Raw genomic sequence first — 19,306 nt, 5'->3', positions numbered from 1 at the left:
GACCACTCAGCCTACTGCCAGCGTTGCTAGCGATCCCAGTCGCCGGCACGCCTATCTGGAAGGAGTCATGGCCAGCATGCCGCAAGGCATCAGCGTTTTTGACGAAAACCTGCGTCTGCGCGTCTGGAATCGCGGCTTTCTAGAGGTGCTCGATCTGCCACCGGAAGCAGTGTACGACGGCGTCCCCTTTTCCGAACTGATCCGGATTACGGCTGGCCGCGGCGAATACGGCCCCGGCGATATCGAAGAACAGGTGACCCGGATCACCGCCAAGGCGCTCAAATTCGAGGCCCACTGCTTTGAGCGCCTGCGCCCGAGCGGCCGTACTCATCTCGTTCAGGGGGAACCGCTGTTCATCGAGGGCGAACTGGCCGGCTTCGTCACCACCTACACCGACATCACCGAACGCAAGGCCGCCGAAAACGAACTGCGGCACCAGCACCGTCTGCTCGAATCGGTCATCGAGAATGTCCCGAGCGCGCTCAGCCTGTTCAACAAGGACCAGGAACTGGCCCTCCACAATCAGGCCTTCCTGCGTCTGCTTGACCTGCCGGAGTCCCTGTTCGAAGACAGCCCGGTGACGCTGGAAAAGATTTTCCGCTTCAATGCCGAACGCGGAGAATACGGAGATGGCGACACCGAAAGCATGGTCAGCCAGATGCTGGCGCGCAGCCAGAAACACCAGGCACACCATTTCGAGCGTACCCGCCCGAATGGCACGACCCTCGACATCCGCGGCGTGCCGCTGGCCGACGGCGGCCTGGTCACCATTTACACCGACATCTCGGAACGCCGCGCCAGTGCGGAACGCGAAGAACTGGCCCAGAAGGTGTTCAATCACACACCAACCGGCATCATCTTCACCGACGAAGCGCACCACATTCTGTCGACCAACCCGGCCACCACACTGATGACGGGTTACGAGCCGCTGGAACTGCTCGGCAAGACGGTTTTTTCCCTGATCGCCGCAAGCCAGGCGCTGACGCCGGCATCCTTTCAGGAAAAGCTGAACAGCGGCGGCTCATGGTATGGCGAACTGGAACTCACCCCGAAATCCGGCGAACCGTTTCCGGCCGGTATCCGGGTCAGCCGGGTAGATGATCCGCAAAGCGGCCAGCCAGCTCATTACATCTGGATTCTTGCCGACATCACCGAACGCCGCGAAGCCGAAGAACGCATGCGCCACATCGCGCAGCACGATGCGCTGACCGGCCTGCCCAATCGCCTTGCCCTGCTCATGCGCCTCGCCCAGCTGCTGCCCGAAGCGCGCCGCCACGAATGGCAGGTGGCGATCATGTTCCTCGACCTCGACCGCTTCAAGATCATCAACGACACGCTCGGCCACCAGGTCGGTGACGACCTGTTGCGTGAAGTGGCCTGCCGCCTGTCCAATGTCGTGCGCGAAACCGATTTCGTCGCCCGTCTGGGCGGAGACGAATTCGTCGTCATCCTGCCCGGCATTTCCACCCCTTCCGATGCCGCACTGGTGGCCGGCAAGATCATCGCGGCACTGTCCACCCAGATCCACGCCGAAGGCCACGAACTGCACACCAGTCCGTCAATCGGCATCAGCATCTTCCCGAACGACGGACCGGACGGCGACACCATCCTGAAAAACGCCGATACGGCGATGTATCACGCCAAGGCGACCGGGCGAAACAACTACCAGTTCTTCGCGGCCGACATGAATCTCGCCTCGGCCGAACGCCTCGACATCGAACGCAAGCTGCGCCATGCGATTGCCCGCAACGAGCTGGCGCTCTGCTTCCAGCCGCAGTTCAGGGCCGATGGCTCGCGCCCGACCGGCGTCGAAGCGCTGGTCCGCTGGCATCACCCGAGCGATGGCATGATCTCGCCGGTACGCTTCATTCCGGTCGCCGAAGAAACCGGGATCATTGTCGAAATCGGCGAGTGGGTATTACTCAATGCCTGCCGCACGATGAAGCAGTGGCTTGATGACGGACTCGGTCCGATCCGCATTGCCGTCAACGTCTCGGCCCGCCAGCTGCGGCGCCGCGACTTTTGCGAGACAGTGGCCGGCGCCCTCGCCGATTCAGGCCTGCCGCCCGAATTGCTGGAGCTCGAAATCACCGAAAGTTCGGTGATGGAAAATCCGGACGAAGCCATCCAGATCCTGCAGCGCCTCGGCCGCATGGGCGTCTCGCTGGCCATCGATGACTTCGGCACCGGCTATTCCTCGCTGGCCTATCTCAAACTCTTCCCGATCGACCATCTGAAGATCGACCGCTCCTTCGTCGCCGACATCGAAACCGACCTCAACGATCGTGCCATCGCCTTCGGCACCATCGCCCTGGCGCACTCGCTCGGCCTCAATGTCATCGCCGAAGGCGTCGAAACCGAAGACCAGCTGGAACTGTTGCGCAGCAATACCTGCGACGAGGTCCAGGGCTACTTCTTCAGCAAGCCGCTCGACAGTGCAGCGGCCTTCGCCTTTCTGCACGCAAGGCAGCACCCGGAGTAAAATCGCGCCTTTGTCATTGCAGCAGGGAGTCAACATGGTTCAGCGCACGCTGGCACGCTACCTCACCGAGGAACAGCGCAACAAGGGCGTCATCACCGCCGATCTCAAATTCCTGATCGAAATCGTCTCGCGCGCCTGCCAGGCCATTTCGGTCGCCATCGGCAAGGGCAGCCTCGGTGGCGTTCTCGGCGAAGCCGGCAGCGACAACGTACAGGGCGAAGCGCAGAAGAAACTCGACGTCCTGTCCAACGACATCCTGCTCGACGCCAACGAATGGGGCGGCCACCTCGCCGCCATGGCCTCCGAGGAAATGGACCTGCCACATCTGGTGCCGCACCGCTTCCCCAAGGGCGAATACCTGCTCACCTTCGACCCGCTCGACGGCTCCTCCAACATCGACGTCAATGTCTCGATCGGCACCATCTTCTCCGTACTCAAGTGCCCGGAAGGTGCTGACCTGAGCACGCCGGCAGCCGCCGAAGCCGCTTTCCTGCAACCCGGCACGGCACAGGTTGCCGCCGGCTATGCCGTTTATGGCCCGACCACGCTGCTCGTACTGACTGTTGGCGACGGCGTCGCCGTATTCACGCTCGACCGCGAGCAGGGCAGCTTCGTGCTGACCCAGGAAAACGTGCAGATTCCGGCTGACACCAAGGAATTCGCCATCAACATGTCGAACCAGCGTTTCTGGGAAGCCCCGGTCAAGCGCTACGTCGACGAAATGGTGGCCGGCAAGGAAGGCCCGCTCGGCAAGGACTACAACATGCGCTGGGTTGCCTCGATGGTCGCCGACGTGCATCGCATCATGACGCGCGGCGGCATCTTCATGTATCCGCTCGACAGCAAGATGCAGGACAAGGGCGGCAAGCTGCGCCTGATGTACGAGGCCAACCCGATGGCGCTCCTGGTCGAACAGGCGGGCGGCGCCGCGACCACCGGTCGCCAGCGCATTCTCGACATCACGCCGACGCACCTGCATCAGCGCGTGCCGGTCATTTTGGGCTCGAAAAACGAAGTCGACCGGGTCAGCGGCTACCACAGCGCCTGAATTCATGTAAATTGCATCACCCTTACCTGTAAAGGAATCCTGCAATGCATCCGCGTACTCTCGCCCTAGTCATTGCCGCAACCGCCTTCGCGGCCGGCTGCGTCAGCAACGAAAAGAAGCCCGAAGCCGAAACACCAGCACCGGTGGCCGCCGCACCAGCTCCAGCCGCCGCACCGGTAGCCGCCAAGCCGGAATGCCCGCCCGAAGCGACCGGCAAGAAAAAAACGACCAAGGCAACGAGCAAGACAAAAGCCGCGAAAAAGGGTGAAACGGCAAACACCGATTGCGAACCAGCCAAGCCGAAGACAGCAAGCGCGCCAGCCAAGGCCGCCGAACCTGCTCCGGCACCGGCACCTGCGGCAGCCCCCGCAGCCGCCCCGGCCAAGGAAGCAGCCAAACCAGCCGAAGCAGCCAAACCGACCGAAGCCGGCAAGCCGCGCATCATGAAATCGCGTGACGGCACCTTCGAGGGCGAGGTGTACGGCAACATTCCGCCCAACAGCAAGTGGGCCAAATTGCAGATCGGCATGCACCAGTCCGAAGTCGAGCGCATTCTCGGCGTCACTTCGAACATCCGCGGCTACGTCACCGCCAAGGCCTGGATACCCTTCTATTTCGGAACCGACAGCCACCGCTACGAGGCGGTTTACGCGGGACAGGGCAGTGTCGCCTATACCGGGGGCGGCATGGGTGGCGGCCAGGGCGTCCTGATGATGATCAATTACGACCCGAAGATGCAATAAGTAGCAGAGAAGCCATTCCGGCGGGCTTTTTAGCCGCCGGAAGGCAACATCGCCCTACCCAAAGAGGGCCTTTTCCCGGATAATTTCAGCTTTTCAGCAGGCTGGATTTCCGGATCATGAGCGTCAGCAATCTCCCCAAGTTTTCTCCCCTGACCGGCGCCATCCGCGCTCTGGCCATGGATGCCGTGCAGCAGGCCAATTCAGGCCATCCGGGCGCCCCGATGGGCATGGCGGAAATTGCCGAAGTGCTCTGGCGGCGTCACCTGCGCCACAACCCGGCCAACCCGCAGTGGCCCGACCGCGACCGTTTCGTGCTCTCCAACGGCCACGGCTCGATGCTGATCTACGCCCTGCTGCACCTGACCGGCTACGATCTTTCGATCGATGACCTGAAGAATTTCCGCCAGTTGCACGCCAGAACCCCGGGCCACCCGGAATACGGCTACACGCCCGGCGTTGAAACGACGACCGGCCCGCTCGGCCAGGGCATCACCAACGCCGTCGGCTTCGCGCTGGCGGAAAAGGTGCTGGCCGCCGAGTTCAACAAGCCCGGCCACGAGATCGTCAATCACCACACCTACGCCTTCATGGGCGACGGCTGCCTGATGGAAGGCATTTCGCACGAAGCCTGTTCGCTCGCCGGCACGCTCGGCCTGGGCAAGCTGATTGCCTTCTGGGACGATAACGGCATCTCGATCGACGGCCACGTCGAAGGCTGGTTCACCGACAACACGCCGGGCCGCTTCGAAGCCTATGGCTGGCATGTCATTGCCAATGTCGATGGCCACGACAGCGACGCCATCGAACGCGCCCTGCTCGCCGCCAAGGCAGTCACCGACAAGCCCAGCCTGATCTGCTGCAAGACCACGATCGGTGCCGGCTCGCCGAACAAGCAGGGCTCGCACGACTGTCACGGTGCGCCGCTCGGCAAGGATGAAATTGCCGCTGCCCGCGCCTACATCGGCTGGAACCATCCGGCCTTCGAAATCCCGGCCGACATTTACGCCGCCTGGAATCGCAAGCCAGCCGGCGCCGCCTTCGAAGAAAACTGGACGAACCGCTTCAAGGCCTACCAGGCCGCCTTCCCGGCCGAAGCCGCCGAATTCGAACGGCGCGTCATGCAGCGCCAACTGCCGGCCTCCTGGGAAGCGACCAAGGCGGCCTACCTCGCCGCCTGCCGTGAAAAAGCCGAGAACATTGCCACCCGCAAGGCCTCGCAGAACGCCATCGCCGCGCTGGTCCCGGCCGTGCCGGAAATCTTCGGCGGCTCGGCCGACCTGGCCGGCTCCAACCTGACCTTCGTCAAGGGCAGCAAGGGCGTAACCCGCACCGAAGGCGGCAACTACTGCTACTACGGCGTGCGCGAATTCGCCATGACGGCGATCGCCAACGGCATTTCCCTGCACGGCGGCCTGATCCCCTACACCGCGACCTTCCTGGTCTTCTCCGACTATGCCCGCAACGCCATCCGCATGGCGGCGCTGATGAAGCAGCGCCAGATCATGGTCTATACCCATGACTCCATCGGCCTCGGCGAAGACGGCCCGACCCACCAGCCGGTCGAGCACATCCCGTCGATGCGCATCATCCCGAACCTGGATGTCTGGCGCCCGGCCGACGCGACCGAAACGGCCATCGCCTGGACCGCAGCGGTCGACCGTGCCGACGGCCCGAGTCTGCTCGCCCTGTCGCGCCAGAACCTCCCGACCGTGACGCAGAACATCGCCGACGAAGACATCCGCAAGGGTGGCTACGTGCTCGCCGAAGCCGATGGCGAAGCACAGCTGACGCTGATCGCGACCGGCTCCGAAATCAAGCTGGCACTCGACGCCCAGGCTGCGCTCAAGGCCGAAGGCATTGCTGCCCGCGTCGTCTCGATGCCCTGCACCAACGTCTTCGACCGCCAGAGCGCCGACTACAAGGCCGCCGTGCTCGGCACCTGCAAGAAGCGCATTGCCATTGAAGCGGCACATCCGGACTTCTGGCGCAAATACGTCGGCCTGCACGGCGCCGTGATCGGTATCGACCGCTTCGGCGAATCCGCGCCCGCCGGTCAACTGTTCGAAATGTTCGGTTTTACGGTTGCCAACGTCGTTTCGACGGCCAAGGCACTGCTGTCCTGATTCAATAAAGAGGAGAAACTCACTCATGGCTATCAAGGTTGCTATCAACGGTTTTGGTCGTATCGGTCGCTGTACGCTGCGCGCCATCTACGAACAGGGTTTGCAGAATGAATTCGAAGTCGTCGCCATCAACGCCTCCGGCGATCTGACGACCAACGCCCACCTGTTGAAGTACGACACCACGCACGGCCGTTTCCGCACCAGCGTTGAAACCGAAGGCGAAAACTGCATCATCATCGACGGCAAGAAGATCGCCTTCTACTCGACCAAGGACCCGAAGGGCGTCAATTGGGCAAGCCACGGCGTCGACGTCCTGCTCGAATGCACCGGTGCCTACACCACCAAGGCCAAGGCCCAGGCCCTGCTCGACCAGGGTGCCAAGCGCGTCCTGATCTCCGCCCCGGGCGGTGATGACGTCGATACCACCATCGTCGTCGGCGTTAACGAAAACGTGCTGAAGGCCGACATGACCGTCGTCTCCAACGCTTCGTGCACGACCAACTGCCTGGCCCCGGTTGCCAAGGTGCTGTCCGACAACATCGGCATCAAGCAAGGCCTGATGACCACCATCCACGCCTACACCAACGACCAGGTGACCGTGGACGTCCGCCACAAGGACCTGCGTCGCGCCCGTGCCGCTGCTGCCAACATCATCCCGACCAAGACCGGCGCCGCCAAGGCCGTCGGCCTGGTGCTGCCGCAACTGGTCGGCAAGGTCGATGGCTTTGCGCTGCGCGTCCCGACCATCAATGTCTCGCTGGTCGACCTGACCTTCACCGCCGACCGCGCCACCACCAAGGAAGAAATCAACGCCTTGATGACGGCCGCCGCGAACGGTCCGATGAAGGGCATCCTCGACGTCAACAACGAACCGCTGGTGTCGAGCGACTTCAACCACACCACCGTTTCCTCCACCTTCGATGCCACGCAGACCCGCGTCATCAAGGGCGAAGACGGTTCCGTACTGGTCAAGGTCCTCGCCTGGTACGACAACGAGTGGGGCTATTCCTGCCGCATGCTCGATGCCGCACGTGCCTGGATCAACGCCAAGTAAGACCGTTCGTTTCGCAAAAGGGGCCGCAAGGCCCCTTTTGTTTCAACCGCCGACCACTTCAGGAGAATCAAGATGCTTAAAGCCAACCGCCTTGCCTTTGTCACCCTGATTGCCAGCGCCGCCTGTCTGGCGACCCCGGCGCTGGCAGAACCGGCTGCTGCCGAGGGCACGACTGAACCGGTCATCGTCGGCAATCCGCCGGCCGACCATCCCTTCGGCAAACTGAAAATCGGCATGAAGTACGACGAAGTCATCGCCATCGTCGGCAAGCCGACCAGCGAATCCAGTTGGTGCACAGGCAAGCAGAACATCCCGTTCTATTTCGGTGACGACCGCGGCCATGCCGAAGCCTGGTTCAAGGGCATGGGCAAGCTCGACTTCAACGCCAGCGTCAGCATGTACCCCTTCCGCATCTGCAAGGGCAGCACCCCGCTCGACCTGACCTATATCGAATACAACCCCGAAGCCACCGGCGAACAGCCGAAATAATCCAGGAAAACGACCGACCCGACATGCCTCTACGTCTCGCCATCAACGGCTACGGCCGGATCGGTCGCTGTTTTCTGCGCGCACTGCTTGAATCACCGGTTGCACACAATCTCCAGGTCGTCGCCATCAACGAACCGGCCGACCTCGACAGCATGGCCTACCTGACCCGCTTCGACTCGACGCACGGCCGCTTTCCCGGCCAGGTCGAGGTTGCCGGCGACCAGCTGCTGATTGATGGCCGCCCGCTCGCGGTCAGCCATGCCCGCAAGCCGGAAGATGTCGCCTGGCAGGAACTCGGCATCGACCTGCTGATCGAGTCATCGGGCTGCTACGGTCGACGTGCCGAATTAAGCCGTTTTCTCGATGCCGGCTGCCCGCGCCTGCTCCTCTCGCATCCCGGCCTGTCCGGCAGCGATGTCGATGCCACCATCGTCAACGGCATCAACCACGCCAGCCTGCGCGGCGACGAGCGCCTGGTCTCGGCTGCGTCGTGCACGACCAACGCCATCGTCCCCATCCTCGACCTGCTCGACCGCGAAATCGGCATCGAACAGGCCATGCTCAGCACGCTGCACTCGGTGATGAACGACCAGCCGCTGATCGACGGCTATCACCACACCGACCTGCGCCGCACGCGCTCGGCGATGCAGTCCATCATCCCGGTCTCGACCGGTCTGGCGCGCGGCATCGAGCGCCTCCTGCCGCAACTGGCCGGGCGCGTACACGCCAAGGCGATCCGCGTCCCGACGCTGAATGTCTCGGCGATCGACCTCACCCTGACCACCCGGCGCGACGTTTCCGCCGCCGAGATCAATGCGCTGCTGGCCAACGCAGCCACCGGCCCGCTGCACAAGCTGGTCGCCTATTCCGAAGCCGCCCACGCTTCGATCGATTTCAATCACGACCCCCATTCGGCCGTCGTCGACGGCAGCCAGACGCGCACCGCCGGGCCGCGCCTGCTCAACCTCTTTGTCTGGTTCGACAACGAATGGGGCTTCGCCAACCGCATGCTCGAAGTGGCCGACCACTGGTCACAGCACTGGACGCAAGAATCCACTACTTAAGCCAAATCAGGAGATATCCATGAACGTTATCAAACTCACCGACCTCGACGTTTCCGGCAAGCGCGTCTTCATCCGCGCCGACTTGAACGTACCGCAGGACGAAGCCGGCAACATCACCGAAGACACCCGCATCCGTGCCTCGCTGCCGTCGATCAAGTACTGCCTGGAAAAGGGCGCCGCCGTCATGGTGACCTCCCACCTCGGCCGTCCGACCGAAGGCGAGCTGAATCACGAAGACAGCCTGATGCCGGTTGCCGTGCGCCTCGGCCAGATGCTGCACACCTCGGTCCGCCTGATCCAGAACTGGGTCGATGGCGATTTCGAAGTCAAGCCGGGCGAAGTCGTCCTGCTCGAAAACTGCCGCGTCAACAAGGGCGAAAAGAAGAACAACGACGAACTGGCCCAGAAGATGGCCAAGCTGTGCGACGTCTACGTCAATGACGCCTTCGGCACCGCGCACCGCGCCGAAGCCACCACGCACGGCATCGCCAAATACGCGCCGGTCGCCTGCGCCGGTATCCTGATGGGCGCCGAAATCGACGCCCTGACCAAGGCCCTGCACGAACCGAAGCGCCCGCTGGTCGCCATCGTCGGCGGCTCCAAGGTTTCCAGCAAGCTGACCATCCTCAAGTCGCTGGCCAGCAAGGTCGACCAGCTGATCGTCGGCGGCGGCATCGCCAACACCTTCCTGCTCGCCTCCGGCAAGCGCATCGGCGACTCGCTGGCCGAAGCCGATCTGGTCAAGGAAGCCCACGCCATCATGGACATCATGAAGGAACGCGGCGCCGAAGTGCCGCTGCCGGTCGACGTCGTCGTTGCCGACGAAGTCTCCGCCCTGGCCCGCGCCAACAAGATCTCGGTCGACGACGTGCATGTCCATGACCGCATCCTCGACGTCGGCCCGAAGACCGCCGCCATGCTGTCGCAGATCATCGCCAACGCCGGCACCATCGTCTGGAACGGCCCGGTCGGCGTCTTCGAACTGCCGCAGTTCGCCGGCGGCACCAAGATGATGGCCTCGGCCATCGCCCACTCCGAAGCTTTCTCCATCGCCGGCGGCGGTGACACGCTGGCCGCCATCGCCAAGTTCCACATTGCCGACGACGTCGGCTACATCTCGACCGGCGGCGGCGCCTTCCTGGAATTCCTGGAGGGCAAGACCCTGCCGGCGATTGCCATTCTCGAAGAACGAGCTGCTGGCTAGGATCGAGGATTTAGTTGCCTAGGATCGAGTGGGCGTGCTTTACCGCGATCTCGTTGTTTGGCAGAAGGCGATGGATTTGGTAGTTGAAATCTATCGCCTTTGCCAGAGCTTTCCCGCTGCGGAACGTTATGCCCTGGTCTCACAAATGCAGCGAGCCGCAGTCTCGATCCCGAGCAATATTGCTGAAGGCCACGCTCGAAAAAGCACCGGGGCTTTTGTGAATCACCTTTCGATTGCCGCCGGCTCGCTGGCCGAACTCGAAACCCAAATCACGCTGGCCGAACGGCTCGGCTTTTGCACCGGAGAGACATCACTAACCCTACTTGCCAGCACCGATGAAATCGGCCGCATGCTGAGCGGCCTAAAAACTTCGCTCACTAACACCTAACATCTAACTCCTGGATCCTAAAATGAGCCGCCATACCAAGATCGTTGCCACGCTGGGCCCCGCCTCATCCACGCAGGAAGTTCTCGAACGCATGGTGCAGGCCGGCGTCGACGTCGTCCGCATGAATTTTTCGCACGGCACGGCCGATGACCACAAGGCACGCGCCGAAGGCATCCGCGCCGCGGCAGCCAAATACGGCCGCACCGTCGGCATCCTCGGCGACCTGCAAGGGCCGAAGATCCGCGTCGGCAAGTTCGAGTCGGGCAAGATCACGCTGGTCATCGGCGACAGCTTCATCCTCGATGCCCAATGCACGCTCGGCAACCAGGAGCGCGTCGGGCTCGACTACAAGGACCTGCCCAAGGACGTGGTCAATGGCGACATCCTGTTGCTTGACGACGGCCGTCTCAAACTCGAAGTCACCGGCGTGCGCGGCCAGGAAATCCACACCCGCGTCATCGTCGGCGGCGACCTGTCGAACAACAAGGGCATCAACCGCCAGGGTGGCGGCCTGACCGCACCGGCGCTGACCGGCAAGGACATGGACGACATCAAGACAGCGGCCCAAATCGGCGTCGATTTCGTTGCCGTCTCCTTCCCCAAGAGCGCTGCCGACATGTACATGGCGCGCCAGCTGCTGCGTGCCGCCGGCAGCTCCGCCGTGCTGATCGCCAAGATCGAGCGCGTCGAAGCCGTTGAAAACCTCGCCGAGATTCTCGACGCCTCGGATGGCGTCATGGTCGCGCGCGGCGATCTCGCCGTCGAAGTCGGCGATGCGGCGGTGCCGGCGCTGCAGAAGAAGATGATCCGCATGGCACGCGACATGAACAAGCTGACCATCACCGCGACGCAGATGATGGAATCGATGATCACCTCGCCGGTACCGACCCGCGCCGAAGTCTCCGACGTCGCCAATGCCGTGCTCGATGGCACTGATGCGGTGATGCTGTCGGCCGAAACCGCCGCCGGCAAGTATCCGGTCGAAACCGTCGAGTCGATGGCGCGCATCTGCGTCGAAGCCGAGCGCTCGGCCGATCTCACGCTTGAGCGCGAGTTCCTCGACCGCGTGTTCACGCGCATCGACCAGTCGATCGCCATGGCGGCGATCTGGACGGCGCATCACCTCAAGGTCAAGGCGATTGCCGCCCTCACCCAGTCCGGCTCGACTGCACTGTGGATGAGCCGCATGAACTCCGGCGTGCCGATCTACGCGCTGACCCCGGATGCCGAATCGGTCGGCCGCATGGTGCTCTACCGCGGTGTCTGCCCGCTGCCGATGAAGCAGCAGCACACCGACCGCGAACTGCTGCTCGCCGAAGCCGAACAACTGCTGATCGACCGCGGCGTCGTCGAAAAGGGCGACCTGATCGCCCTGACCATCGGCGAGCCGATCGGCTCGAGCGGCGGCACCAATACGCTGAAGATCGTCCGCGTCGGAGAACACTCTTGCTAGGATCAAGGATCGAGTTGCCTAGGAGCTAGAGTAAAGAGCTCGATCCTCGATCCTCGATCCTCGATCCTATAGAATCTACCCTTTCATAATAATTTCCCCTGGAGTTTTCCCATGCCGCTCGTCTCCATGCGCCAACTACTCGACCATGCCGCCGAAAACGGCTACGGTCTGCCCGCCTTCAACGTCAACAACATGGAACAGGTCTGGGCCATCTGCGAAGCCGCCAGCCAGATCGACGCCCCGGTCATCATGCAGGCCTCGGCCGGCGCCCGCAAATATGCCGGCGAAGCCTTCCTGCGCCACCAGATCCTGGCCGCGCTCGAAGCCTATCCGCACCTGCCCATCGTCATGCACCAGGACCACGGGCAGAGCCCGGCCGTCTGCATGGCCGCGATCAAGTCCGGCTTCACCTCGGTGATGATGGACGGCTCGCTCGAAGCCGACGGCAAGACCACTGCCTCCTATGACTACAACGTCGCCGTCTCCAAGGAAGTCGTCAAGTTCTCGCATTCGATCGGCGTTTCCGTCGAAGCCGAACTCGGCGTGCTCGGCTCGCTCGAAACCATGCAGGGCGACAAGGAAGACGGTCACGGCGCCGAAGGCAAAATGACCCGCGAACAGCTGTTGACCGATCCGGACCAGGCTGCCGACTTCGTCAAGCAGACCAACTGCGACGCGCTCGCCATCGCCATCGGCACCAGCCACGGCGCCTACAAGTTCACCAAGCGCCCGACCGGCGACATCCTCGCCATCGACCGCATCGCCGAAATCCACGCGCGCATCCCGAACACCCACCTGGTCATGCACGGCTCGTCCTCCGTGCCGCAGGAACTGCTCGCCGAAATCCGCGAGTTTGGCGGCGACATGAAGGAAACCTACGGCGTGCCGGTCGAGGAAATCGTCAAGGGCATCGCGCACGGCGTGCGCAAGGTCAATATCGACACCGACATCCGCCTCGCCATGACGGCCGCCGTCCGCCGCTACATGTTCGAGAACCCGGGCAAATTCGATCCGCGCGACTTCCTCAAGCCGGCCCGCGAAGCCGCCAAGAAGATCTGCCTGGCCCGCTACGAAGCCTTCGGCTGTGCCGGCCGCGCCAGCCAGATCAAGGTCATCCCGCTGGAAAAGATGGCCGAGCGCTACGCCAAGGGCGAGCTGAACCAGATCGTCAAATAAGCCCATTTTTCCGGGTTGACCGATAGAGCCGCCTGCGGGCGGCTTTTTTGCGTGCGGAAATGACTTTTGCCCGGCAACGACAAGAAGGGCAGGAAGACAACGACCGGCTCTTCAGTAAAGCCTTTCTTCATGTCCTGTCTCCCCTTCCGTCCGGGATTGGACTCCAAGCCCGGGCGCTAGCCAATTCCAGGGAAGGTCGAAGCGTAGCGTCCCGTTCACACCCCTGCCAGCTCTTGGCGCAGTTCGCCGATGATCGTGTCGTAGCGATGCGGATCGCTGTCCTTGCCGGCACCATAGACCGCCGAACCGGCGACGAAGGCATCGACGCCGGCGCGAGCGATGTCGGCGATGTTGGCAGTGTTTACGCCGCCGTCGATCTCGAGGCGGATGCGACGACCGGTTTCACGTTCGTAGGCGTCGAGTTTGGCTCTTGCCAGCTTTGCCTTGGCCAACGTGCCGGGGATGAATTTCTGGCCGCCGAAGCCGGGGTTGACGCTCATCAGCAGGATGACGTCGATCTTGTCGAGGACGTAATCCATGTAGTCGAGCGGCGTCGCCGGGTTGAAGACCAGGCCGCTTTGACAGCCGGCCTCGCGGATCAGCGACAGGCTGCGATCGACGTGGTCGGAGGCTTCCGGGTGGAAGGTGATGATGTTGGCGCCGGCCCTGGCGAAGTCGGGGATGATGCGGTCGACGGGTTTGACCATCAGGTGCACGTCGATTGGCGCCGTGGTACATGGCCGGATGGCCTGGCAAACCAGCGGGCCGATGGTCAGGTTGGGGACGTAGTGGTTGTCCATGACGTCGAAGTGAATCCAGTCGGCGCCGGCGGCGATGACGTTGCTGACTTCCTCGCCGAGCCTGGCGAAATTGGCGGAGAGAATGCTGGGGGCGATGACGAAATCTGGTTGGCGCATGGCACCTCCGAAAAAAGACGGCCCCAGACTTCGGGGCCGCAAAACGCAAGATACAGCAGAGTGATGCTCGGTTTGGTCAGCGGTAGGCAGCGGCCATTTTTTCCAGTGACACGGGTTTGATGCGGCTGGCCTGACCGGCGCAGCCAAAGGCGTCGAAACGCAATTGGCAGAGGTCGCGCGCCGCCACCACGGCGGCCTTGAGAAAAGCACGCGGATCGAATTCCTCCGGCTTGTCGGCCATCGCCTTGCGCATGGCGCCGGTCATCGCCAAACGAATATCGGTGTCGATATTGACCTTGCGCACGCCGTGCCTGATGCCCTCGACGATTTCCTCGACCGGCACGCCCCAGGTTTCCTTCATCTGGCCGCCGTACTGGCGAATGACCGCCAGCCATTCCTGCGGCACGCTGCTTGAGCCATGCATGACCAGATGGGTATTGGGAATGCGGGCGTGGATGGCCTTGATGCGGTCGATAGCGAGAATTTCGCCGGTCGGCGGGCGGGTGAACTTGTAGGCGCCGTGGCTGGTACCGATCGCGATGGCCAGCGCATCGACACCGGTCCTGGCGACGAAGTCGGCGGCCTCTTCCGGGTTGGTCAGCAATTGCGCATGCTCGAGCTTGCCGGCGGCGCCGATGCCGTCTTCCTCGCCGGCTTCGCCGGTTTCCAGCGAGCCGAGACAACCGAGTTCGCCTTCCACCGAAACGCCGATGCAGTGCGCCATTTCAACGACCTGACGGGTCGTTTCAGCGTTGTAGGCATAAGTCGTCGGCGTCTTGCCATCGGCGCCCAGCGAGCCGTCCATCATGACGCTGGAGAAGCCGCTGCGCATAGCCTGCAGGCAGACGGCCGGCGAGGTGCCGTGATCCTGGTGCAGGCAGACGGGAATGTCCGGGTACTGTTCGATGGCGGCCTCGACCAGTTTCCGGAGGAAGGGCTCGCCGGCATATTTGCGCGCCCCGGCCGAGGCCTGCAGGATGACCGGCGAATCGCAGGCTGCGGCGGCCTGCATGATGGCCTGGATCTGCTCCAGGTTATTGACGTTGAAGGCGGGCAGGCCGTAGCTGTGCTCGGCCGCATGGTCGAGCAGCTGGCGCAGGGAAATCAGGGCCATGGGGATGCTCCTTTCAGTGCAGCTGCGGCTGGCTGATGTGACGCAGCAGACGCAGCAGGTTGCAGGTGTAGCCGTATTCGTTGTCGTACCAGGCGACGACCTTGACGAAGGTCGGGTCGAGCGCGATGCCGGCCCCGGCGTCGAAAATCGAGGGCCGGCGATTGCCGCGAAAGTCGGTCGACACGACCTTGGCCTCGGTATAGCCGAGCACGCCGCGCAGCGGCCCGTCATCGGCGGCGGCGCGCATCGCGGCGCAGATGTCGGCATAGCTGACCGGCGTTGCCAGCTCGACGGTCAGATCGACCACCGAGACATCCGAGGTCGGCACGCGGAAGGCCATGCCGGTCAACTTGCCGGCCAGCGCCGGAATCACTTTGCCGACCGCCTGCGCCGCGCCGGTCGCGGCCGGGATGATGTTTTCCAGGATGCCGCGCCCGCCGCGCCAGTCCTTGCCGGACGGGCCGTCCACCGTCTTCTGGGTGGCGGTCGCCGCGTGCACCGTGCTCATCAGGCCGCGCCGGATGCCGAAGCGATCGTTGAGCACCTTGGCGACCGGCGCCAGGCCGTTGGTCGTACACGAAGCGGCCGAGACAACGGCCTCGCCGGCATAGCCCAGGTGATTGACGCCGTACACGAAGAGCGGCGTATCGTCCCTGGCCGGCGCCGACTGCACCACCTTGCGGGCACCGGCCGCGAGATGGCCGGCACAGCTGGCGCCGGTCAGGAACAAGCCGGTCGCCTCGATCACGACATCGACGTCGAGCTCGCCCCAGGCCAGTTCGGCCGGGTTCTTGCAGGCACTGAGCCTGATGCGCCGGCCGTCGACCAGCAGCTCGTTGCGGTCGACGCTGATTTCACCGGCAAATTGCCCGTGTACCGAATCGTGTTGCAGCAGGTAAGCCAGGTAATCCGGCTCGAGCAGGTCGTTGACTGCGACCACCTCGAGTTCGGAAAACTCGGCCTCCGCGACGATGGCGCGCAAGGCCATGCGCCCGATACGGCCGAAGCCGTTGATTGCCACCCGTATTGGCATGGGAAAACTCCTTGTTTAGGATCCAGAATCCAGGATTGGGAAGAGCGCTCTTGCTGGCAGCCAGCAAGCTCGAGCCAAGCGCTAGTAGTCCCCGTCGCTCGCGCTGTTGCGGGCGATGGTGCGCAGGACGGTTTGGGTCAGATGACCGGCGCTCAGGCCGAAATGCACAAACAGCTCGGCGGCTGGCGCCGACCTGCCGAATTCGCCAATGCCCAGCACGGCGCCGTCGAGACCGACGTATTTCCACCAGAAATCGGGCAGCGCCGCCTCGATGGCAATCCGGCACACCTCCTCCGGCAATACCTGTTTTTTCCAGGCGACCGGCTGCTGGTCGAAACGCCGCGTGCAGGGCATCGACACGACGCGCACACCGACGCCTTGCTGCTGCAACTCGGCTTGCGCCGCCAAGGCCAGCATGATTTCCGAGCCGGTGGCGATGATCACCGCCTGCAGCGGCCCCTCGGCCTCGCTCAGGATGTAGCCGCCGCGCCAGATATCGTCGGCGCGGCCGGCCGCGGCGCTGTATTGCGGCAGGTTCTGGCGCGACAGCATGAGGGCAGACGGGCCGTCCTGGCGCTCCAGCGCCAGCGTCCAGGCAACCGCCGTTTCCAGCTCGTCGCACGGCCGCCACAGGTCGAGACCGGGAATCGCGCGCAGGCAGCCGGCGTGCTCGACCGGCTGGTGCGTCGGGCCGTCCTCGCCGAGGCCGATCGAGTCGTGGGTCAGCACATGCACGACGCGCAACTGCATCAGTGCGCTCATCCGGATCGCGTTGCGCGAATAGTCGGAGAACACGGCAAAGGTGCCGCCGTAGGGAATCAGCCCCTTGTGCAGCGCGACGCCGTTCATGATCGCCGCCATGCCGAACTCGCGTACGCCGTAGGACAGATAATTCGGCACGCCGCCGGCCGCCGCGTGCCAGGGTCGGCTGTGCCGGCCGGCGGTCAGGTTGGAGCCGGTCAGGTCGGCGGAACCGCCGAGCAGTTCCGGCACCCGGTCGACCAGCAAATCGAGGCAATTTTGCGAGGACTTGCGGGTTGCCACGGCGCCTTCGCGCCCGGCCGCCTGCTCGAGCAGGGCGCGCCGGATCTGCGGCCAGTCGGCGGGCAGGCCGCCGCCGGCGCTGCGTTCGAAAGCCGCCGCCAGCTCGGGATAGGCGGTGCGGTAGCGGGCGAACAGCGCCTGCCATTCGCCTTCGGCGGCAGCGCCGGCGAGACGCTGGTCCCAGGCGGCACGGATCGCGGCAGGAATCTCGAAAGGCGCGTGCGGCCAGCCGAGCGCGGCGCGCGTCGCGGCAATTTCGGCCGCACCGAGTGGTGCACCGTGTACGTCGTGGCTGCCGGCCTTGCCCGGCGAGCCCCAGCCGATCGTGGTGCGGCAGATGATCAGGGTCGGCTTGCCGTTGCCGGCAAGCGCGCCGGCAATAGCGGCATCGAGCGCCGCCGCGTCGTGACCGTCGAGCGGCCCGAGCACGTTCCAGCCGTAGGCGCGGAAACGGGCCGCGGTGTCGTCGCGGAACCAGCCGGCGACGTCGCCATCGATCGAAATGCCGTTGTCGTCGTAGAAGCAGACCAGCTTGTCCAGGCCCCAGACGCCGGCCAGCGAGCAGACTTCGTGGCTGATGCCTTCCATCAGGCAGCCGTCGCCGAGAAATGCCCAGGTGCGATGGTCGACCACCGGGAATCCGGGGCGGTTGTAGCGCTGGCCGAGCAGTTTTTCCGTCAGCGCCATGCCGACGGCGTTGGCCAGCCCCTGGCCAAGCGGCCCGGTAGTCGTCTCGATACCGGCCGTGTGGCCGACCTCGGGATGCCCCGGCGTGCGGCTGCCAAACTGGCGGAAGTTCTGCAGCTCGGCCAGTTCCAGCGCGTAGCCGCTGAGGTGGAGCAGCGCGTAGAGCAGCATCGAGGCATGCCCGTTCGACAGCACGAAGCGGTCGCGGTCCGGCCAGGCGGGGTTCAGCGGGTTGTGTTTGAGCGGGCCGCGCCACAGGGCTTCGGCAATGTCGGCCATGCCCAGCGGGGCGCCGGGATGTCCGGATTTTGCCTTTTCGACGGCGTCGACCGCCAGAAAGCGGATGGCATTGGCAAGGTCGCGGCGGGTAATGTCGGTCATGTCTCTCTCCCTTTTTTTCGAATCAGGCGCGGCGCTTCTGGTCCATCAGACGCAGGATCATCGGCGTAAAGATCATCTGCATGGCCAGGCCCATCTTGCCGCCGGGCACGACCAGCGTATTCGGCCGGGTCAGCATCGAGCCGTGCAGGATGCCGAGCAGGTACTGGAAGTCGATGCCCTTGGGGTTGGCGAAGCGGATCACCACCATGCTCTCGTCGGCGCTCGGGATGTCGCGCGCAATGAAGGGGTTGGAGGTATCGACGATGGGCACGCGCTGGAAATTGACATGCGTGCGGCTGAACTGCGGGCACAGGTGGCTGACGTAGTCGGGCATGCGGCGCAGGATGGTGTCGGTCACCGCCTCCTGCGAATAGCCGCGCATCTTCTGGTCGCGGTGCAGTTTCTGGATCCACTCCAGGTTGATGATGGGCACGACGCCGACGCAGAGGTCGACCTGCTTGGCGATGTCGATCCGGTCGTCGGCGTAGGCGCCGTGCAGGCCTTCGTAGAACATCAGGTCGGTGTCGGCGGCGATCTCGCCCCAGGGCGTGAAGGTGCCCGGCGCCTGCCCCCAGGGCTCGGCCTCGGCGGCATCGTGCAGGTATTTGCGGACCTGGCCGGTGCCCGTCCGGCCGTAGCTGACGAAGAGATCCTGCAACTCCTCGAGCAGGTTGGCCTCCGGCCCGAAATGGCTGAAGTTGAGATTGCCGCGCTCTTCCTGCGCCTTCATCTCGGCGCGCATGGCGAGCCGGTCGTAGCGGTGAAAGGAATCGCCCTCGACAATCTGCGCCTTGAGCTGCTCGCGCCGGAAGATGTGCTGGAAGCTCTGCATCACCGTGCTGGTGCCGGCGCCGGACGAACCGGTGATGGCGATGATGGGGTGTTTGACGGACATGGCTTTCTCCC

At 63.8% G+C, this 19,306-nt stretch carries 17 protein-coding genes; 11 read left to right on the top strand and 6 right to left on the bottom strand.

The annotated features are described in order from the left end of the window. Positions 1-67 precede the first annotated feature (67 nt). The 11 genes from KI612_RS03260 (at position 68) to fba (KI612_RS03210) (ending at position 13,224) form a co-directional block, all read left to right on the top strand. On the top strand, positions 68-2,482 hold the full coding sequence (locus tag KI612_RS03260; RefSeq protein ID WP_226442408.1) for an EAL domain-containing protein: 2,415 nt from the start codon (positions 68-70) through the stop codon (positions 2,480-2,482). Positions 2,483-2,516: 34 nt separating this feature from the next. After that, entirely contained in the window at positions 2,517-3,530 is a 1,014-nt protein-coding gene (locus KI612_RS03255) for a class 1 fructose-bisphosphatase (RefSeq protein ID WP_226442407.1), read from the top strand. A gap of 44 nt (positions 3,531-3,574) precedes the next feature. Beyond that, positions 3,575-4,273 (top strand): hypothetical protein, encoded by a 699-nt coding sequence (locus tag KI612_RS03250; RefSeq protein ID WP_226442406.1) that lies wholly within the window; start codon positions 3,575-3,577, stop codon positions 4,271-4,273. 116 nt (positions 4,274-4,389) lie between these two features. Next, complete coding sequence (gene tkt / locus KI612_RS03245) at positions 4,390-6,396, top strand: transketolase (protein WP_226442405.1); 2,007 nt, start codon at positions 4,390-4,392, stop codon at positions 6,394-6,396. 25 nt (positions 6,397-6,421) lie between these two features. Further along, the gene (gene gap / locus KI612_RS03240) at positions 6,422-7,450 is read left to right on the top strand and encodes a type I glyceraldehyde-3-phosphate dehydrogenase (RefSeq protein WP_226442404.1); all 1,029 of its coding nucleotides are present in this window, start codon (positions 6,422-6,424) and stop codon (positions 7,448-7,450) included. A 72-nt stretch (positions 7,451-7,522) separates the two neighbouring features. Continuing rightward, a complete protein-coding gene (locus tag KI612_RS03235; RefSeq protein ID WP_226442403.1) occupies positions 7,523-7,939 on the top strand; it encodes a hypothetical protein in 417 nt (138 codons plus the stop codon). A 23-nt stretch (positions 7,940-7,962) separates the two neighbouring features. Then, on the top strand, positions 7,963-9,003 hold the full coding sequence (locus KI612_RS03230) for a type I glyceraldehyde-3-phosphate dehydrogenase (protein WP_226442402.1): 1,041 nt from the start codon (positions 7,963-7,965) through the stop codon (positions 9,001-9,003). A gap of 19 nt (positions 9,004-9,022) precedes the next feature. After that, entirely contained in the window at positions 9,023-10,207 is a 1,185-nt protein-coding gene (locus KI612_RS03225; protein ID WP_226442401.1) for a phosphoglycerate kinase, read from the top strand. A gap of 34 nt (positions 10,208-10,241) precedes the next feature. Next, on the top strand, positions 10,242-10,595 hold the full coding sequence (locus KI612_RS03220; protein ID WP_226442400.1) for a four helix bundle protein: 354 nt from the start codon (positions 10,242-10,244) through the stop codon (positions 10,593-10,595). 22 nt (positions 10,596-10,617) lie between these two features. Further along, entirely contained in the window at positions 10,618-12,048 is a 1,431-nt protein-coding gene (pyk, locus tag KI612_RS03215; protein ID WP_226442399.1) for a pyruvate kinase, read from the top strand. 111 nt (positions 12,049-12,159) lie between these two features. Then, positions 12,160-13,224: a class II fructose-bisphosphate aldolase gene (gene fba / locus KI612_RS03210; RefSeq protein WP_226442398.1), complete on the top strand. Its 1,065-nt coding sequence runs from the start codon at positions 12,160-12,162 to the stop codon at positions 13,222-13,224. Here the strand turns inward: fba (KI612_RS03210) and KI612_RS03205 are convergent. The 6 genes from KI612_RS03205 to KI612_RS03180 all read right to left on the bottom strand — a co-directional run bounded on the left by KI612_RS03205 (position 13,188) and on the right by KI612_RS03180 (position 19,295). Continuing rightward, complete coding sequence (locus KI612_RS03205; RefSeq protein ID WP_226442397.1) at positions 13,188-13,355, bottom strand: hypothetical protein; 168 nt, start codon at positions 13,353-13,355, stop codon at positions 13,188-13,190. The genes fba (KI612_RS03210) and KI612_RS03205 overlap by 37 nt on opposite strands. 84 nt (positions 13,356-13,439) lie before the next feature. Further along, positions 13,440-14,141, bottom strand: coding sequence for a ribulose-phosphate 3-epimerase (rpe, locus tag KI612_RS03200; protein ID WP_226442396.1), 702 nt, complete (start codon positions 14,139-14,141; stop codon positions 13,440-13,442). A 76-nt stretch (positions 14,142-14,217) separates the two neighbouring features. Then, positions 14,218-15,255 carry a class II fructose-bisphosphate aldolase gene (fba, locus tag KI612_RS03195; RefSeq protein ID WP_226442395.1) on the bottom strand — a complete coding sequence of 346 codons (1,038 nt, stop codon included), beginning with the start codon at positions 15,253-15,255 and terminating at the stop codon, positions 14,218-14,220. A gap of 13 nt (positions 15,256-15,268) precedes the next feature. Then, entirely contained in the window at positions 15,269-16,288 is a 1,020-nt protein-coding gene (gene gap / locus KI612_RS03190; RefSeq protein WP_226442394.1) for a type I glyceraldehyde-3-phosphate dehydrogenase, read from the bottom strand. 81 nt (positions 16,289-16,369) lie between these two features. Beyond that, on the bottom strand, positions 16,370-18,400 hold the full coding sequence (gene tkt, locus KI612_RS03185) for a transketolase (protein ID WP_226442393.1): 2,031 nt from the start codon (positions 18,398-18,400) through the stop codon (positions 16,370-16,372). 22 nt (positions 18,401-18,422) lie between these two features. Further along, the gene (locus KI612_RS03180; RefSeq protein WP_226442392.1) at positions 18,423-19,295 is read right to left on the bottom strand and encodes a phosphoribulokinase; all 873 of its coding nucleotides are present in this window, start codon (positions 19,293-19,295) and stop codon (positions 18,423-18,425) included. Positions 19,296-19,306: the final 11 nt, after the last annotated feature.

The sequence above is a fragment of the Quatrionicoccus australiensis genome (assembly GCF_020510525.1).
Taxonomy (GTDB): Bacteria; Pseudomonadota; Gammaproteobacteria; order Burkholderiales; family Rhodocyclaceae; genus Azonexus; species Azonexus australiensis_B.
This window is presented reverse-complemented; position numbering and strand designations above follow the sequence as displayed.

Excerpts from the sequence above, each read along its gene's own strand:
- fba (WP_226442398.1), top strand. The coding sequence starts at position 12,160 with ATGCCGCTCGTCTCCATGCGCCAACTACTCGACCATGCCGCCGAAAAC.
- KI612_RS03250 (WP_226442406.1), top strand. The coding sequence starts at position 3,575 with ATGCATCCGCGTACTCTCGCCCTAGTCATTGCCGCAACCGCCTTCGCG.
- gap (WP_226442394.1), bottom strand. The coding sequence starts at position 16,288 with ATGCCAATACGGGTGGCAATCAACGGCTTCGGCCGTATCGGGCGCATG.
- pyk (WP_226442399.1), top strand. The coding sequence starts at position 10,618 with ATGAGCCGCCATACCAAGATCGTTGCCACGCTGGGCCCCGCCTCATCC.
- gap (WP_226442404.1), top strand. The coding sequence starts at position 6,422 with ATGGCTATCAAGGTTGCTATCAACGGTTTTGGTCGTATCGGTCGCTGT.
- tkt (WP_226442405.1), top strand. The coding sequence starts at position 4,390 with ATGAGCGTCAGCAATCTCCCCAAGTTTTCTCCCCTGACCGGCGCCATC.
- tkt (WP_226442393.1), bottom strand. The coding sequence starts at position 18,400 with ATGACCGACATTACCCGCCGCGACCTTGCCAATGCCATCCGCTTTCTG.
- rpe (WP_226442396.1), bottom strand. The coding sequence starts at position 14,141 with ATGCGCCAACCAGATTTCGTCATCGCCCCCAGCATTCTCTCCGCCAAT.
- KI612_RS03225 (WP_226442401.1), top strand. The coding sequence starts at position 9,023 with ATGAACGTTATCAAACTCACCGACCTCGACGTTTCCGGCAAGCGCGTC.
- KI612_RS03230 (WP_226442402.1), top strand. The coding sequence starts at position 7,963 with ATGCCTCTACGTCTCGCCATCAACGGCTACGGCCGGATCGGTCGCTGT.
- fba (WP_226442395.1), bottom strand. The coding sequence starts at position 15,255 with ATGGCCCTGATTTCCCTGCGCCAGCTGCTCGACCATGCGGCCGAGCAC.
- KI612_RS03235 (WP_226442403.1), top strand. The coding sequence starts at position 7,523 with ATGCTTAAAGCCAACCGCCTTGCCTTTGTCACCCTGATTGCCAGCGCC.
- KI612_RS03255 (WP_226442407.1), top strand. The coding sequence starts at position 2,517 with ATGGTTCAGCGCACGCTGGCACGCTACCTCACCGAGGAACAGCGCAAC.
- KI612_RS03205 (WP_226442397.1), bottom strand. The coding sequence starts at position 13,355 with ATGAAGAAAGGCTTTACTGAAGAGCCGGTCGTTGTCTTCCTGCCCTTC.
- KI612_RS03260 (WP_226442408.1), top strand. The coding sequence starts at position 68 with ATGGCCAGCATGCCGCAAGGCATCAGCGTTTTTGACGAAAACCTGCGT.
- KI612_RS03180 (WP_226442392.1), bottom strand. The coding sequence starts at position 19,295 with ATGTCCGTCAAACACCCCATCATCGCCATCACCGGTTCGTCCGGCGCC.